At 46.5% G+C, this 17,486-nt stretch carries 11 protein-coding genes; 6 read left to right on the top strand and 5 right to left on the bottom strand.

What is annotated here, in order from left to right; all coding sequences use genetic code 11:
• Positions 1-80: 80 nt before the first annotated feature.
• The gene (locus A3860_RS20265; protein ID WP_245843578.1) at positions 81-3,035 is read left to right on the top strand and encodes a glycoside hydrolase family 2 protein; all 2,955 of its coding nucleotides are present in this window, start codon (positions 81-83) and stop codon (positions 3,033-3,035) included.
• A 6-nt stretch (positions 3,036-3,041) separates the two neighbouring features.
• Here A3860_RS20265 and A3860_RS20260 read toward each other — a convergent pair whose 3' ends face one another.
• Both A3860_RS20260 and A3860_RS20255 read right to left on the bottom strand, forming a co-directional pair.
• Entirely contained in the window at positions 3,042-5,501 is a 2,460-nt protein-coding gene (locus A3860_RS20260) for an ABC transporter permease (protein ID WP_081149078.1), read from the bottom strand.
• A 146-nt stretch (positions 5,502-5,647) separates the two neighbouring features.
• Entirely contained in the window at positions 5,648-7,144 is a 1,497-nt protein-coding gene (locus A3860_RS20255) for a GH3 family domain-containing protein (RefSeq protein ID WP_081149076.1), read from the bottom strand.
• Positions 7,145-7,516: 372 nt separating this feature from the next.
• On the opposite strand from A3860_RS20255, the gene A3860_RS20250 reads away from it, so the two are divergent.
• On the top strand, positions 7,517-8,521 hold the full coding sequence (locus tag A3860_RS20250; RefSeq protein WP_081149074.1) for a hypothetical protein: 1,005 nt from the start codon (positions 7,517-7,519) through the stop codon (positions 8,519-8,521).
• A gap of 82 nt (positions 8,522-8,603) precedes the next feature.
• On the opposite strand, the gene A3860_RS20245 is transcribed toward A3860_RS20250, so the two are convergent.
• Together A3860_RS20245 and A3860_RS20240 are read right to left on the bottom strand one after the other, a co-directional pair.
• Positions 8,604-9,296: a sulfite oxidase-like oxidoreductase gene (locus A3860_RS20245; protein WP_081149072.1), complete on the bottom strand. Its 693-nt coding sequence runs from the start codon at positions 9,294-9,296 to the stop codon at positions 8,604-8,606.
• A 190-nt stretch (positions 9,297-9,486) separates the two neighbouring features.
• On the bottom strand, positions 9,487-12,708 hold the full coding sequence (locus A3860_RS20240; RefSeq protein WP_081149071.1) for a golvesin C-terminal-like domain-containing protein: 3,222 nt from the start codon (positions 12,706-12,708) through the stop codon (positions 9,487-9,489).
• A gap of 293 nt (positions 12,709-13,001) precedes the next feature.
• Here A3860_RS20240 and A3860_RS20235 point away from each other — a divergent pair, with 293 nt between their 5' ends.
• Both A3860_RS20235 and A3860_RS20230 read left to right on the top strand, forming a co-directional pair.
• Positions 13,002-13,607 carry a hypothetical protein gene (locus tag A3860_RS20235; protein WP_081149069.1) on the top strand — a complete coding sequence of 202 codons (606 nt, stop codon included), beginning with the start codon at positions 13,002-13,004 and terminating at the stop codon, positions 13,605-13,607.
• 66 nt (positions 13,608-13,673) lie between these two features.
• Positions 13,674-14,969, top strand: coding sequence for a radical SAM protein (locus A3860_RS20230; RefSeq protein ID WP_081149067.1), 1,296 nt, complete (start codon positions 13,674-13,676; stop codon positions 14,967-14,969).
• Positions 14,970-15,157: 188 nt separating this feature from the next.
• Here A3860_RS20230 and A3860_RS20225 read toward each other — a convergent pair whose 3' ends face one another.
• Positions 15,158-15,535, bottom strand: coding sequence for a hypothetical protein (locus tag A3860_RS20225; protein WP_081149066.1), 378 nt, complete (start codon positions 15,533-15,535; stop codon positions 15,158-15,160).
• A gap of 426 nt (positions 15,536-15,961) precedes the next feature.
• Between A3860_RS20225 and A3860_RS20220 the strand changes: the two genes are divergently transcribed.
• Both A3860_RS20220 and A3860_RS20215 read left to right on the top strand, forming a co-directional pair.
• Positions 15,962-16,489, top strand: coding sequence for a DinB family protein (locus tag A3860_RS20220; RefSeq protein ID WP_081149064.1), 528 nt, complete (start codon positions 15,962-15,964; stop codon positions 16,487-16,489).
• A 152-nt stretch (positions 16,490-16,641) separates the two neighbouring features.
• Complete coding sequence (locus A3860_RS20215; protein ID WP_081149062.1) at positions 16,642-17,400, top strand: TSUP family transporter; 759 nt, start codon at positions 16,642-16,644, stop codon at positions 17,398-17,400.
• Positions 17,401-17,486 lie beyond the last annotated feature (86 nt).

Raw genomic sequence — 17,486 nt, 5'->3', positions numbered from 1 at the left:
GCAACAGTTCCTGCAGGATTCAGCAGGACGGTTGCCATAGGCTTGCCAGCTATTTTTGAAAGCCTATAAACTTACACCTGGTGATAAAAAAAACGATAGCCCTGCTGCTTGCCTTTGCCTGTTTGCATACCCATGCCCAACGCATTACTTATAATTTCAATAGTAACTGGAAAGTTTTTGTGGGTGATACCGCAGCGGCCTCCGCACCTTCTTTTAATGATGCTGCCTGGCGGCCGGTGACCCTTCCCTGGGCCTGGAACGAAGACGATGCTTTTAAAAAAGACATCAAAGACCTTACCACCGGCATTGCCTGGTATCGCAAACATTTCAGGTTGCCCGCTACGGCAAAGGGACAGAAAGTATTCCTGGAGTTTGAAGGCATTCGGCAGGCCGGCGATTTTTATTTAAATGGCCAGCACCTCGGCCTGCAAGAGAATGGCGTTACCGCCTTTGGTTTTGATATAACCGCATACCTGAATTATAGCGATTCCGACAATGTATTATCAGTTCGTATTGATAACAGTTGGGAATACCATGAACGCGCCACAAAGACCAAATTTCAATGGGAAGACAAAAACTTCAATGCCAACTATGGCGGCATTAACAAGAATGTATACCTGCATATAACCGGTAAAACCTATCAAACCCTGCCCTTGTTCACCACATTGGGAACAACGGGCGTGTATATATATGCCAATCAGTTCAACATAAAACAGGGAACGGCTACCATACATACGGAGTCAGAAATCAAAAACGAAGATGACAAACCCCAGACCCTGCAATATGAAGTAACTATTACTGATGCGGATGGAAAACCGGTTAAAACCTTTACTGGTGATAAAACAACGCTGGCGCCCGGTTCAACAACAATCGTACAAGCGGCATCTGTTGTAAATGAGCTGCATTTCTGGAGCTGGGGTTATGGCTATTTATATACGGTTCAAACCATTTTAAAAATAAATGGAAAACCGGTTGATGTGGTGACCACGAAGACCGGTTTCCGCAAAACGGAATTTAAAAATGGGATGATCTACCTCAATGATCGCGTGATCATGGTGCATGGCTATGCCCAACGCACCAGCAATGAATGGCCGGCCATTGGGTTAAGCGTTCCGGCCTGGTTAAGCGATTACAGCAATCATTTAATGGTTGAAAGCAATGGAAACCTGGTGCGCTGGATGCACATAACACCCTGGAAACAGGATATTGAAAGCTGTGATCGCGTAGGGTTAATGGAAGCCATGCCAGCCGGCGATGCCGAAAAAGATATTACCGGCACGCGGTGGGAACAACGCAAGGCGGTGATGCGCGATGCCATTATTTACAACCGGAATAATCCCAGTATTATATTTTTTGAATCGGGCAATGAGTCTATCAGTGAGGAACATATGAAAGAGATGAAAGCCATCCGCGATCAGTACGATCTGCATGGCGGGCGGGCAATCGGTTCCCGCGAAATGCTCGACAGCAAAGTAGCAGAATATGGCGGCGAAATGTTGTACACCAACAAAAGCGCCCATATACCCCTATGGGCCATGGAGTATTCACGCGATGAAGGCTCGCGCAAGTTTTGGGACGACTATACCCCACCCTATCATAAAGACGGGGACGGACCTTTGTACAACAATCAAAACGCCGCAGTATACAATCGCAATATGGAATCGCATGCGGTGGAAAATGTAAAACGCTGGTTCGAATTCTGGAACGAGCGGCCGGGCACCGGTGCACGCGTAAGCGCGGGCGGCGTTAACATTGTGTTTGCCGAAACAAATACCCATCACCGCGGTGCAGAGAATTACCGGCGCAGTGGCGAGGTAGACGCCTTGCGCATCATAAAGCAAAACTTCTATGCCAACCAGGTCATGTGGGATGGCTGGGTGAACCCCGAAAAATACCGCATCCATATTATTGGTCACTGGAACTATGCAAACGGCGTAAAGAAAGATATTTATGTAGTTTCCTCAGCAGCCAAAGTTGAATTGAAAGTGAATGGAAGATCGCTTGGCTTTGGACAAAAAAGCGACGGGTTCCTGTTCACCTTTAAAAATGTTGAATGGAAACCGGGTTCCATTGCCGCTACCGGCTATGATGAACAGGGAAAACAACTATGCGAAACAGCCATCAATACAGTGGGCGAGCCGGCAGCACTTCGTTTGACCAATGTGAAAAGACCGGTACCTTTTATGGCAGATGGGCACGATCTGTCGCTGGTTGAAGTAGAAGTGGTTGATGCAAAGGGGAACCGCTGCCCTACCGCTTTACATATGGTCAATTTTACAATGGATGGGCCCGCTGAATGGCGCGGTGGTATGGCGCAGGGGCCCGATAATTATATTCTCGCTAAAAGCCTGCCCGTTGAAAATGGCGTGAACCGGGTACTGATCCGTTCAACCACTACAGCGGGAAAGATCACAATAAAAGCTACGGCCGAAGGATTACAACCTGCTACCCTTACCCTCACTTCGTTGCCCTTTGAAGAAAAAAATGGGTTGGCAGCCAGTCTGCCTTCGGCTTCCCTGCCCTGCCGGCTCGAAAGAGGCCCTACCCCATTAACCCCTTCTTATGCCATTACCCGCACGCCGGTGGCTATTGTGAAGGCTACTGCCGGGGCGCATGCCGACAGTGCTTTTACCAGCTATGATGATAATGAATTGAGCGATTGGGTGAATGATGGCAAATTATCAACCGCCTGGATTGAATATGAATTGGAACGCGAGGCAACCGTTAGCGAGATCACGCTTAAATTAAACAACTTCAGAAGCCGGGCCTATCCGCTGATAATAACGGTTGATGGCAAAGAAGTATTCACTGGTTCTACCAAACCCACCCTGGGTTATTATACCATTGTATGCAAACCGCAAAAAGGGAAAAAGGTACGCATACAACTGGCCATGCTTTTAAAAGAGGAAGGCGGTGAGCAAATGGTAGAAGTATCCGGTAAAAAGCTCGATGATGGCGTTGCCCGCGATGATTCAAAAGCAAAGGGAACGCTCAGCATCATTGAAGCGGAGATCTATGAGCCGTTGAAACAATAATAATGCTTATTCTGTCCGCAATGATTTTACCGGGTTGGCCAGCGCTGCCCGAACGCTTTGGATGCTTACCGTAATAAACGCTATGGCAAACAGGATCAGCGGCGCTATTACAAAAACAAACCAGCCCAGTTGAATATGGAAGGCAAAATTGTTGAGCCATTTGCTGGCGGCCATGTACACAACCGGTATGGCAATTACGGCAGCGATGCAAACCAGTTTAATGAAATCACTGAAGAATAAATAAACAATGCCCTGCACAGTAGCGCCTAACACTTTCCGAATACCGATCTCTTTGGTGCGCAGCTTTATGGCAAAGGTGGAAAGGCCTATTAAACCCAGGCAGGCGATAAAAATGGCCAGTATGGTGAACAGGGTGAAGATATTTCCGAAGCGCTCATCGCCCAGGTATTGCTGGTTGAAATAATCATCGAGGAAAAAACTTTCAAATGCATTGCCCGGAAAAAATTTATCGTACTGGCCCTTGATATAGTCAAGGGTTTTGTGCGCGTTGCGGGTTTTCATATTGATGGAGAAATACCCCCAGTTGCTTTCGCTGTTGCAATAGTACAGCGTGGGTTCGTACGGTTGCCTGAGTGATCGCTGATGATAATTTTTTATTACACCCAATACTTCGCAGTTGATGTCGCCGCCCCAGGAAGTTAATAAAACATGTTGGTTTAATATAGCTTCGTTGCTGTTATAACCGAGTCTCCTTACCATTTCTTCATTAACAAGCGCCAGGGTGTTCCTGGTATGAAACATATTGACCGGATCGCGATTGGGGATATTGGTACCGGCAACAAGTTGCATTTGATAGGTGGGAACAAAGTCCCAGTCCATTTCAATAAGGAAACTGGTGATCTCTTTTGATCTATCCTGGTTGATCCTTTTTACACCATTGCTTGCTACCACGCGTTTACCCGGAATTTCGGTGGAAGGCGCCATTCGCCTGATAGCCGGATCTTTCATTAGTTCTGCTTTAAAGCTTAGGGTTTTATTATAAAAAGTGGAATCGTATACGGCCGGTGCTTTTACAACGAAGATCTGGTCTTTGTTATAGCCAAGTTGCTGGTTGCGCATAAACGACAATTGACGATATACGATCATACTGCCGGCTATCAATAATATGGATAAAGCAAACTGGCTGCCTACCAATCCCCTTCTTAACAATATGCCTTTGTTCGAGCGCAGGAATTTACCTTTCAGTACCAGGGCGGGTTTAAAGGCCGACAATATGAACGCAGGATAAATGCCTACCTGTAGGGCGCCTGCGACAAATAAGCCCACACCTATTAACCAGAATTTCCAGGTATGTAGTAAGCCTGAATTGATAAAGCCGGTGCTGACTTTTTTACCGGTCAAATGATCGAATAAAGGTGCAAAAACAATTATAAGCCCAACAGATATCAATAAGGCGATACAATTCACCAGGAACGATTCAAAAATAAATTGCCAGATCACCTGCAGGCGGGTGGCGCCGGAAACTTTCCGCAAACCCACTTCCCGCGCCCGTTCCATTGATTTGGCGGTTGACAGGTTGATATAATTGATCCAGGCTATCAGCAGCGTTAGTATGCCCAGCACTGATAGAAAATAAACCGTTCTTTCACTGCCGTTAGGTTCCGGTTCCATTTTATAATTCGATCTCAGGTGAATATCAGTGACGGGTTGCATAAAGAATTTGGCCGTGAAATGCCATTCCCTCATTTTTTGGGCCAGGTATTTATTGGCCATTGCCGGGAACCGGGCTTCTATTTTTTTAGGGTCGGCGCCGGGCGCTAACAGTACATAATTATAGAATTCGGGCCAGCCCCATTCGGAATAGCCCCATTTTTCGCCCATGGTAGCAAATGATACCAGCATATCGAATTTGATATGTGAATTCTGCGGAACATCTTTGAATATGCCGGTTACATTGAGAGGAAGTCCGTTTATGGTAAGCACTTTGTTCATGGCCGATGCATTACCGAAATATTTTTTGGCAGTAGATTCAGAGATCACAATGGTTTGCGGCGCTTTCAGCGCTGTGGCCGGGTTGCCTTCTTTAAATGGAAAAGAGAACATGGTAAGAAAAGAAGCATCGGCGATGTAAAAATTTCCTTCGTTAAAGATCTTCCGGTTCCCTTTTTCATCTATATACCACATGGCTGCGGTACGCAGGAATATTTCAGGGCGCGCGAGGCGGGCAAAATCAACCACCTCCGGAAAATCTGCTTTCATGGCAGGCCCAACGGCCGGGTGTGTGCACGCGTTAGGGCCGGTGGTTGACGTAGAGAATTCCATCGGTATGCGGTACAACCGGTTGGCATTTTTGTTGAACCGGTCGTAGCTTAATTCAAAGCGTACATACAGGAAGATAAAAAAGCAGGCGGCCATGCCGATGGCTAACCCGATAATATTGATGGCTGAATACACTTTATTCCGGAACAAATTCCGGAAGGCGATGGTGAGGTAACTTTTCAGCATCTGTTTGTTATTATGGCTATTAAATGATATTGATTAGGAGTAAGGAACAACTCCATTGCCATATTGTTAAGGCATTAATTAACATCAATTTACACAATAACTTCCAACTGCAGATGTTCGAAAATGAACAGTGGTTGTCCGGTTTTCTATATCCCTAATGCTTTTTTCAACTGGCCGGCGAACTGGTAATCGTTCCTGGCATGGGGTATCTTTTGCTGCATGCCGGTTTTTCCGGAGATCTTTAAGAAAGTTTCAAACCCGCCGTTGGGTACTACGGTGATCTTCAGTGGCTCAATGGCTTTATGAACGACCACATCTTTATAGGAGAAATTGCGGGCGCAAATTTGGCTGTCGAGGCGCGCTGCAAAATCTATCAGATTGGCGGGCGCCTGCCCAAACTCTATAAACCATTCATGATAAGGCAGCGTTCCATCATCTTTTATATTAGGCGCTACCGTATAATCAACGATGGTGGCGCCGCATTCGCTGGCGGTCTCAGCGATCGACTTTTCGGTTTCTTCCACCGTTACATGTTCGCCAAATGCAGAGATGTATTGGGCAATTCTTCCGGTAATTTCAATCCGGTGCGGAAAAACGGTTTTAAATCGTACGGTGTCGCCATTGATATAACCCCAGAGCCCGGCATTGGTATTTAATACCAGGGCATAGTTTATACCCGGTTGCACCTCTTTCAACGAAACCCTTTTGGGCTGTTCGGTGAACAACGTATTCACTTCAACAAATTCAAAAAAGATCCCATTGTCGAGGATCAGTTGCATGCCCCTTTCAGTGAGCCGGTCCTGGAAAGCCAACAACCCTTCCGTAGAGGGATACGTTTCAAACGTATCAAAAGGCATGTTGATGTATTTCTTTATTTCGGGCATGAATGGTTCATAATCCATCCCGCTTAAAATAAGCAACTGGAAATTCGGGAATAATTCGTTGAACTCTTTTCCGGTTCTTTCTTTCAGTGCCCGCAAAAATACCAGCAACCAAACCGGCATGGCCACAATGATGCGGATATCATTGTTGTGGGCCAGGTCGATCATGGCATCGATCCTTTCTTTATAATGGGGAATGGCGTTTATTTCATCGGAAGGCAGGCGCAACCATTTGTACCACCAGGGCACACAGCTATTGCCAATGGTTGAAATAGGCGCGGCCTTAATGCCATTGATGTCTTCAAAGAAATGCCCGTCAGAAAAAAACAATGATTTGCCTTTCAGAAAGGCGAGTTTATTATTCTTGTAGGAATAGGTTAATGGAGCATATGCTCCGCCCCCGATATGGTTTTTCAGCGATTCCTTTGTTACCGGAATGAATTTCGTTTTGCTGGTGGTGCCGGAGGTTTTGCCAAGAAATGCCGGCCGGCCTTTCCACAGAATATCTTTTTCGCCTGATTTTATTCTTTCTATATAAGGCAATAACTGTTCATAGGTGCGCAACGGTACCCGTTGTTTAAAATCTTCGTAGGTTTTTATGGTATCGAAGGAATGGTCTTTGCCAAAGGCAGTATCCCGGGCGGCTGCTATAAAATCGTGCATCAGTTTATCCTGACAACCAATAGGATCGGCCAGCATTCCGGCCACCCGTTTATATTTGGTTCTCACAAATGCCTGCAGAAGTGGATCTAATATCTTCAACGATAGGGGTTTATATGTAATTAATGCTTAAGCAATGGCGAGTCTGCATCGGGTTCCGGCCGGCTCGCCATAAATGGATGCAAATGTAAGAAACTCAACCCGTTCAGGATTAATCTAATAAGTTAATTATGGAAAGGGCGCAACTGTTTTAAAACTGGATCGCTAAAAAAAAATAATTCCCGGGATATTCAAGTTACTTAATTAAAGAGTATATTTATTTACGTTAGTAACGTTATCGAACATCCCACCTGTTAAAAAGTAAGGCATCCTGTAGCTTATGATAATACCGTTACCGGTATTAAAATCCATTCTCCATTTGTTGTAATGCAGATATCTCACTATTCAATAACCAATTAAACGAAAGAAAATTTTATGTTAGTCAGTCAAAATGAAAGCATCCCGCAGGGATGGGTGGGCGGTTTTGCCCAGTCGAACCCTCAATTTGCCTATCCGGATCCGGACCTTTCATCGTTACCGTTGTTAGATAACATGGACAATATCAAGCTGCTTACACGCATGCAGCAGGCGGAGTGGCCCGAGTTTAGCTGGGAAACCGAAAAGGGCAATGCCGATACACGCCTTTTTCAAATGTTTGCCCCCTACATTTCAAGGATCGGTTACACCGATCTGGGAAGGGTTTATTCCATTATATGTCCGCAGCAAGGTGTTTGGATCCAGGGTATAGGTACCCTTAATATTGAGGTTACCGTTACCTCACAACGGGGTTGGGTTGATGAACCAAACAAGGAGAATAATATGTACGCTGATATGACTGTTGAAGGAAAGATCTGGTTTAGCCCCGATGCGAACCAAAATGCGTTTATCAAATTGTTGTGGGACCTGTTTAGTAACAACAATCTCCCCTTTCCTTCAACCAAAGCACAGGCTATCAGGGTTACTACCCACCAGCCTCAAAATCCCGGTCAACCGGTTTTCGCGGTACGTAAAGGCCAAACCACGCTCTTTGAGAGCCCCGACTTTGCCAGGCACCCCGAAGCATATGGAACTGCAAATTTGGCGGTGGAGATTGGCCCCATTGTACCCACCAACAATGAGCTCGTTGATACCTTCAACCAAAAGGTCATGGATCTTTTTAACCTGGGGTCTGGAAATATATTGCAGTCTGGTAATATATTATCCTGGAACATCTGGATCAGCAAGCCCGGGCTGGTAGATCAGGATGAATGGAGAAACCATGCAGAGAAGTGGCGCGAATCAATTGATGTTACCCATCATAGTCCTGATGGCGACGGAACAAAACCCAGGTACTTCAATGGTACTTACTTTAATCCGGTGCAGGCTTTAATAGATGAGAAGATCCAGGAGATCATTGATTGGTTAAAGCATCATTTCATGAGTGTAGGAACCCCTGCCTGAATTTGTCAATGAATAATTAATTAAACAGCGTTCAATTCGTAAGAGTTGAACGCTGTTTTCCATTAAATTCCTAATGAAATGGCTAACTATACCGGTCATTCCGCCAGGGATAAGCGGTGTTTGAATAACCGCGTTCTTCCCAAAAGCCTAATACATTTTCTTTCAGGAACTCTATGCGGCTGATCCATTTACTACCTTTCCAGGCATACAATTGTGGGGTGATCATCCTCACCGGACCGCCATGTTCTTTGGGCAATGGTTGTCCTTCCACGGTGTGAACGAGCAAAACGTCCGGCTTCAGTGCTTCTTCCAGCGCCACATTGGTGGTGTAGTCGTCGTAGCCATAACACAGGATGTGAGTGGCCGTTTCTTTGGGTTGAACCAGGGCTGCAAGATCCAGCAAACGCACTCCTTTCCAGTTCATATTTAATTTTGACCAGGTGGTTACGCAATGAAAATCGGAAGTGTCTTCAGTTTGTGGCAGGGCCATAAATTCATCCCAGTTCAGGGTAACGGGATGCTCCACCTCGCCATCAACGATCAGTTGCCATTTCTGCAGCGGAATATCGGGTTGAACGCCAAGGTCCAATACGGGCCACTTGCGGGTTTCCGTTTGTCCTACCGGAATTTCAGGCATGCCATGCCGGTTGAGCTTACCAGTGCCCATGGGCCGCGCGTCGGCCACTGAAGGGGTTTGTTTTATTTTTTCCTCGAACCGGTTTTTCAGCTTCATGCGGGCTTCCACAATCCGGTTAAGCTTGTCTGATTGCTCCATGCCGATGAAATTAGTATTTATGATTGTCTGTAACAAAAACAAAATACGTATGATCTAAGAAACAGGAAGTGATTGCTGATTTTGAGATTTCGGAATTTGGGGATTTGTTCTGGTTTGAATTTTCCGATAAATCTCAAAATCCCTAAATCCCGCAATCTCTAAATTTCTTACTTCCAACCTCTTACTTCGGTTATTGTATCAACACCTTCACCGTCTCCAACTTCTGCCCATTAACATTGGCCCACAACCAGTAGATCCCCCTGCCTAACTGACTGGCTGGTATTGTTACCATACGGCTGTTGGTGGCATTAACGGTGGTTTGATAAACCGTTTGTCCGGTTGCATTCAGCAATGTTAACCCGAACGTGCCGGTACCGTTTATTTGTAACCTGATATTATCATGCGCCGGGTTATTCAGCACAAACAGTTGCGCCGGTTTTTCATTTTGTAAAATGGCCAGGTTCGAGATGGTTTGTTTATTATCCTTACCAGTGGTAACCACGCGGTAATATGCCGTAGTTGTGGCATCATTATCATCCACCTCATACTGATAGCCTTCCGATGCCGAACCCATAGGATCGATGCGGCCGCTTACGGCTTTAAAATTTTTTCCATCCTTACTTCTTTCCAGCGTATAATAAGCAGTATTAGTCTCAGGGCCGGTGATCCATTGCAATTCATTGCCATGGTGGCCGTGTTTGCCGGTCAATACAAAATCACAATGCCGGTCGGGTTTCGATAAATAATCAACCGACTGGCAAATGAGGTTATTGCGCACATTGTCGTCAACAATGGCTTCAACCGGGAAACCGAAATACAGTACACGGAAATTTCCTTTGTACCCAACGCCGGCGCCGGCGCCGGTGCCGGTTCCGCCGGAATAATTCAGCACCAGTTGGGAGCCGCCGGTTGTATCAATGACATCGGGAAAATCTACATTATACTTTCCATTAACGCCGTTGCCAAAGGCGCCACTGACTCCATTAAAAAAGCCTGTAGTGCCATTAAAGTTATAAGTACCAGCGCCATCGCTTATGTACACTGCTTTCAAATAAGTGGCGTAAAAACTACTGTCTGCATTGGCGGAAGCAGCGCGGCCAAGGTCCCACCCTATTTCAGAACCGGAGATCAACAGCCGGCCGCCTTTGTCGAGGTATTTTTTAAGGAAGAACTTTTCAGTTGAATCGAGCGATTTATTAGCGGTGCTTTCTTCCCCTACATACCAGTCGACTGCAAAATATTTCGACAGCTCTACATTTCCGGCAGCCACCACTTCGTTCTGCACGCCATCAAAAGCCACCTCGCAACCGGCCAGTCCATTACCGTGTTCAATCATATAGTTGTAATTGTTCATGCTTTCCAACACCATGCGGCGCACATTGCCCAGGGCGCTGCTTTCATTTTTCAGCAACATCGCCGATGCATCGAGCCGGTCGAACCCATCTACCAACAGCCAGGCAACCGGTTTGTGTTTGTACGATCCGGGATGCCGGGGTGTATGAGCGGCTACCACACTGCTGGCGAAAGATTCTCCACCCGCATTGATGGCGGTTATTTTAAAGAAATAGGTTTTATCGGGATGGGCTTTGAAAACATAATTGGTATCCTTAACGTCGATGGCGTTGGCAAAACCGCGGCCGTTCTCGCTTACATATACGCGATAACCAGTGGCGGCATCGCCATAAATGCCGCCGGTAACGGGCGCCTTCCAGCTAACCTGTATCCTGGAATGCTCCATATTGCGCGCGGCTACCCCTGTTGGTTCTTCCGGTAAAAAAATGCGCGGTACGCTATCGCGGTAATTAAAGAATTTCAGAATGCCTTTGTAAATGGCGCGGGCTGCCATACGCCGGAATTCGGGTTCCCTGAGGTCGGCCGCATCGCGCACATGATCATGAAAAGCCAATTCTATAAGGGTGCCGGGAATGGTGTGCAATTCCCTTAGTTCGCCGAGGTTGGAGGTTTTAACGCCGCGATCGGTCCAGGTACTGCGCCAGCCGGCCCGTAAATCGGTGATGATCTGTTTGTGTATGCTGTCGCGCAATTGCGTGCTGCCGGGCGTAATATTCGGTTGCGAGGAACCGAGTCCGTTATACCGGTAGCTTTCCGTTCCGGTTCCACCCCCGGCATTGGTGTGAAAGGATACAAAGACCGCATTGCTTATTTCGGAAGTCAAACCTTTGCTCAATTCCCATTCCGTATATATGGGCCGAACCGTTACATCTTCGCGGCAGGGCGGATGACCCTGAAAGCGGGCATACTGCCGGGCGGCTTCTTCAAAGCGCGGTCTTCCGCTGGCGGCGCCGCCATTTAAGCAATCGGGCGTTTGGCCAATACCGCCACCCAGGCGAATGGCATCGGCCACAATGGCCTGCGTACTGTCGGCACTCTGGTTGCTGATGGTGACGTTGTAGTTGCCGCCGGCAAAAAAATAGAATTGTCCCAGGTACACCCAGGTATCGCCATGTATTTCCTGATTGATGGTGAATTGGGTGGTGCCGCCTGCATGTTTTATGGCATAGTGCACATCGGTGGCGCGGTTAACCCCGCTGATATAGCGTACCGATACCCAATATAAACCGCTTGTGGCAACGGTGGGTGTAAAAACAGCAGTGGCCGTGCCGCAACTGCTGGCGGCCGCGGTACGGTAGGTTCCGCCATAACCGGCAATGGTACCGCTGTTCCAGGTACCCGTTTCGGTATAAGCCGGTGCGCCGTCGTCGTTGTTCACAATGATCTCGGCGGGGTTCATATCGCGTTCGCGCACACTCCAAACATTGGCCCCGGCATTAATGAGGTAATTCAACAGGTAATAATCGACTGTTTCAGCGGTGGTGAAATCCTCCACCAGTTGGTTACTGGTGCCACGTTGGGTAAGAAAACCAAGTCCGGTGCCGGTATTTTGCCAGCCATGGCCGGGACTCAGCCATACGGTTTTGCCGCTTAATGCGCCGGCGGAGGCTGGCTGCCCCGCCCCCGGAAAAATGCGCGCATTGGGCGCTGCTTCCAGCCCCGGTTTATCGGGATAGGGATCGTTATTTTTAACGGCTTCATATTTTTCAATGGCGGGTTCCAGGACAAAATAGTCGAGGGTTTTGAATTCGCCGCTCAAGCTATCTTTTGCCAGCAGCACTATATTTCGACTGCCGGTATCGGTGATCAAATGCAGCAACAATTCGGTGAGTAGTTCTGCTTCTGTTTCGGAAATACCGCCGGGAATGAAACCGGTATTGGTGTTGAAATACACCTGCAGGTCATCGTTGATCTTGATAACACTATCGGCCCGTAAATGAATGGCTGGTTCCTGTTGTAGCAGCTGGTTCACATGGTTTACGATGGTGGAATCGTTTTGCGCCCATGAGAGCGAGGCATTGCAAATAATGCAAAGCAGAATAAGGTAGCGTTTTCTCATTGGTAGGTTGGTATTTGGTGTGGTAAAAATTAAACCTAGCAAAAAAATGGTTGCTGGGTAAAAAATCTATAGTGCATAAAAACGCATAGGGGAGAATGTTAATATAGTTGCCAGTTACCAGTTCCCGGTTACCAGGCAAAAAAATCGGAAACTCCGATTGTAATTAGAGTGATCGATATTCGAGGCCTGGCAACAGGAAACCGGTAACCTGTACCTGTCGTTGAGACACTAATTTTTCAATTTTTTTGTTATGGAAATTATTCCCGGTTGCATCTCTTTAAAAATAACTGCGTATGAACTCACTTGCCCTCCCCGTTGTTCATCCCGCATTTCAAAAACTGAAACGCGCTGGTCGCCTTTTACATTTAACCGCCGGTGGGTTGATCCTGGTGCACGCCCTTTCGCATTTTAATCAACCGCATAGCAGTCCGGTTTACCTCGGTTGCCTGGTATTTATGGCCGTGGATATCCTCATTCTGGTGATGGCGGGAAAAAATATCGCCGCCGATATGCCGCTGGTGAATTTGTTTTTCAGGCTGGTTGAGATCATTTTTTTCCTGGGAATTGGTGTTAATTCCTGTGTAGATGGCGAATGGGTCACCGGCGCAGGGCATCTTTTGCTGAGCGGGACCTATATATACCTTTTCCGGTGCGAAAAAAGGATGATGACCGATGAATATGTGGCCCTTCACCATTCCGGCATTACCATTCCGGCCCTGCCTGAGAGCCGGTTTATTATTTGGTCGAACGTCGATCGCATTGAGGCTCAATACGATTCCATCACCATAGCCACTTCGGGCGATAAAAGCTATCATTTTGACCTGCAGAAAAATCTTCGATTCGAAGAACTCGATCAAATTCACGAATTTTGCAGGCATTATTTGAAAACCGGGTTGTAGGTTTTGGTTGTAAGTTCCAGGAAAAGGACCAACTAAAGACCTGGAACCCCAGAACCAAGAATTGAGATGTTAAAGAATTCGCCGTATTTATTGTACTCCGACGGGAAAGGAAACATTTTTGAGGACACGACATTGTATGCTACCGGCCGCGCCGGCTGGGACGCCTATGAGGTGCCGGTTGAGGATTGGATCGCTTTACCCGATGGCGGTTCTTTATACGAATTACCCGGCCGCAAGGGAATTGGGATTGATGTAGAAACCGGTCAAATGCGCCTGTGCGATAAAGGCTGGGCCGTTGCAGCGTTCATTCCGCCTGCTCATACCGGTTTATTCCTCGCAGCTTATGAAACCGCTGCCGATGCACCTACCCTGCCTCTGTTCTGTTATACCGCCGTTGGCTGGGATAATGATCAGTTTTATGTACCGGCAGTGCGTATTGAGCAGGACATTCGTCAGGAATGCGCCGGTTTCGATACAAAACGCATAGAATCGGGTGTTAAAACATTTCTGCAGGCATATCCTCATAACAGGTTGGTAAAACACCTGGCCGAAAATTGTTGTTTAACGTATAATTGTCCGGCCGCTCGAAACTATTTTATGAGCCGTTGGGAATGCCCGGTTCCTTCTTCACCGGCCTGTAATGCCAATTGCATCGGGTGTATTTCGTTTCAGCCGCAGGAAGAAGAGATCGTTTCCACGCAGGACCGCCTCACCTTTAAACCAACGGCTGAAGAGATCGTGGAGTTTACGGTACCACACCTGGAAACCGCGCCGTTTCCCATTGTTAGTTTTGGACAGGGTTGTGAGGGCGAGCCGCTGTTGATGTGGGAAACCATTCGCGAGAGCATCATTCAAATACGGAAGCATACTTCAAAAGGCAGCATCAATATCAATACGAACGGTTCAAAACCGGCAGCCGTAAAAGCATTGTGCGAAGCGGGACTGAACTCTATACGGGTAAGCACCAACTCGGCGCGCAAACATATTTATGAAGCCTATTACCGCCCCAACAATTACCAGTTTGAAGATATTATTGAAAGCCTGAAAGTGGTGCGCAGCTATAATGGCTGGACGAGCATTAATTATTTTGTATTTCCGGGCATGACAGACAGTGTGGAAGAATACGAGGCTTTGCGAAAGCTGATCATCGAAACAGATTTGAACATGATCCAATGGCGCAATTTCAATATTGATCCGGATTGGTACATGGGCAAGATCGGCGCTTATGAAATGGGCGACCTGCTGGGTATAAAACAACTACAGGAACTGATACATGAGGAATTTCCACAGGTAAAATTCGGCTATTTTAACCCGTCGATGGAGCGCATTTCGGGTAACTACGAAGAAGATTTTGCGCATTAACGTTGGTGAATGGTCAATGGGCAATGGTCAATGTACTCACGAAATTTATGCTTTCCATATTAGTTATTAGCCTCGCTTATCGGAAAATATTCACCATTCACCATTGACCATTCACCATAAAAAAAAGGTGCCAGGACCACCGGCACCCTTATAAAACACTCTATGATGATTGACTGAACTGCTACTTATTAATTAACCAGGCTGTGGTTTCTGTCGATGGTGTACACTTCAGAAGTGTTGTCCTTAGCTGATTTTACTACTACTTTCAGCGCAGTATCACCTAATTCATCAGCTTTCAACATGAACTTCTTGGTGAGACCACCTTTGAATTTATCGATGAACAATACATTACCAAATTCATCGCGGAAAGTTACGGTATACTCATCTTCCACATTATTCAGATTCAGTTCGAAAACCGGTTGTTCTTCCATGTTGCCTACGAACTTTAATTCTGTTTTGTGATCAGTCTTCCCTCCGTCAGCGGCCAGTGTAGTGTTAGAAAATGCTAATGTAAAAGCAAGTGCTACAATAGCCAGCTTACCATAATTCCTCGATTCCGTTTTCATAATTGTATGTTTTAAGGTTTGTTGCGTTTCGTAATGCAAACATAGCACGCGATTTTTCCCTCCTAAAATCAACTCATCGCGGTTTTTAGGATGCTAAAACCCCGTACAAAAAGTTAAAACCCGCTATGGAGGCGGGTTCTGTAAAAAAGAGACCATGATGCCCAAGGGCTTTTGAACCGGTTAAAAATTGATAGATTGAGTGGTTTAAAAGGTAAACAGCCTCACGGAAATGGTTATGTAATCGTTTTAAATCTTATTTGTACGTTTTAGCCATACGGCTGTTAGTTTTCGGTATGCACCATTATTATCTGCCTTATTCACGCTATCAACGCTCAACTACCCTTCAACCGGCCCCTTCCTGATCTTGCAACCGGTACCCCCTAACCGGTGGGGTTAACTTACCTTTGCGGTCTTAAAACATTCCGCATGCAGTTCGACATAGAAAAAGCGATACCGGTGCTGGAGCGAACACCCCAGGTAATTGAAGCCTTGTTAAACGGTTTGCCCGATGAATGGATCTACAGTAATGAAGGTGGTGATACCTGGACGCCCATTGACATTGTGGCGCATTTGATATTTGGTGAAAAAACTGATTGGATACCCCGTACGCAGATCATCCTGGGTGAAGGCAGCAGGCAATTTGTGCCTTTTGATATGGAAGGACATATTAAGGAACGCAAGGGCAAAACAATGAGCCAGTTGCTCGATGAGTTTACAATTTTGCGCAAGGAGAACCTGGCGCTGCTGAAAGGAATTGATTTCTCCGGCGAAATACTTGATAAAACCGGTATACATCCACAATTAGGACGGGTAACTTTGCGGCAGCTATTGGCAGCATGGGTGGTGCACGACCTCACCCATATTCATCAATTGAGCCGGGTAATGGCCAAACAATATGAAGAGGCTGTTGGGCCCTGGAAACAATTTATGGGTGTGCTGGGAGGAAAAAGATAGTTACCAGTTACCGGATTCCAGTTACCGGGTATAAAATCCGGAGACCCCGATTACAAGTAGAGTGATCGACATTCAAGACCCGGCAACTGGTAACTGGCAACCGGTAACAGATTCACAATTGACCGTTCATCGTTCATAACCGACCACTTTTAATGGAACTTATTCTACTCTGCTTATTCGCTTTTCTGGCAGGTTTTACCGACGCCATCGCCGGTGGCGGTGGATTAATTCAAACACCTGCTGCATTGGTGTTGTTGCCGCAATATCCTTTGGCCACAGTATTGGGAACATTAAAGATCCCATCGTTCAGCGGCACCAGCATTGCCACAACACAATATGTACGCCGCGTGCCGGTGAACTGGTTGCTGATCGGGTTAATGGCCATCATTGCATTCTGCGCCGCTTACGCCGGTTCTACCCTGCTTACCATGGTGAACAATAGTTTCATGAAACCCCTGTTGCTTTTCATGCTGATCATTGTAGCCATATACACATTCACCAATCGCAAATTTGGCGACCATACTGAAAAGGACCACAGCTTGCGGCAACAGATCATGTATTCACTACTGATAAGCCTGGTGATCGGTTTTTATGATGGGTTTATTGGTCCGGGTGCGGGCAGTTTTTTGATCTTATCTTTTATCGGATTACTGGGTTTTGATTTTTTAAAAGCAAGCGCACATGCCAAGTTTGTAAACCTGGCTACCAACCTTGGGTCCATTACTTTTTTTACGCTTACCGGCAAGATCATTTTCTCCATTGCTTTACCTATGGCGGCCTGTAATGCCCTGGGCGGCTGGGCCGGCGCACGGCTGGCCATCTTAAAAGGCAATTCATTTATCCGCATTTTCTTTTTGATCGTTGTATGTGCCACTATTATTCGGTTTGCCTATGACGTGTGGTGGAGATGAAGAAGGACGTAAGAAGCAGGAAGTAAGAAATTCACGAAATGCGATGTTGACGATTAGTAAGGCGGGTATAAAAATACTGTTAAAAT

This window comes from Niastella vici, assembly GCF_002077945.1.
Taxonomy (GTDB): Bacteria; Bacteroidota; Bacteroidia; order Chitinophagales; family Chitinophagaceae; genus Niastella; species Niastella vici.
The sequence above is the reverse complement of the archived record's forward strand: the minus strand, read 5'-3'. Positions and strand labels throughout refer to the sequence as shown.

Excerpts from the sequence above, each read along its gene's own strand:
- A3860_RS20260 (WP_081149078.1), bottom strand. The coding sequence starts at position 5,501 with ATGCTGAAAAGTTACCTCACCATCGCCTTCCGGAATTTGTTCCGGAAT.
- A3860_RS20230 (WP_081149067.1), top strand. The coding sequence starts at position 13,674 with ATGTTAAAGAATTCGCCGTATTTATTGTACTCCGACGGGAAAGGAAAC.
- A3860_RS20220 (WP_081149064.1), top strand. The coding sequence starts at position 15,962 with ATGCAGTTCGACATAGAAAAAGCGATACCGGTGCTGGAGCGAACACCC.
- A3860_RS20215 (WP_081149062.1), top strand. The coding sequence starts at position 16,642 with ATGGAACTTATTCTACTCTGCTTATTCGCTTTTCTGGCAGGTTTTACC.
- A3860_RS20225 (WP_081149066.1), bottom strand. The coding sequence starts at position 15,535 with ATGAAAACGGAATCGAGGAATTATGGTAAGCTGGCTATTGTAGCACTT.
- A3860_RS20240 (WP_081149071.1), bottom strand. The coding sequence starts at position 12,708 with ATGAGAAAACGCTACCTTATTCTGCTTTGCATTATTTGCAATGCCTCG.
- A3860_RS20250 (WP_081149074.1), top strand. The coding sequence starts at position 7,517 with ATGTTAGTCAGTCAAAATGAAAGCATCCCGCAGGGATGGGTGGGCGGT.
- A3860_RS20235 (WP_081149069.1), top strand. The coding sequence starts at position 13,002 with ATGAACTCACTTGCCCTCCCCGTTGTTCATCCCGCATTTCAAAAACTG.
- A3860_RS20245 (WP_081149072.1), bottom strand. The coding sequence starts at position 9,296 with ATGGAGCAATCAGACAAGCTTAACCGGATTGTGGAAGCCCGCATGAAG.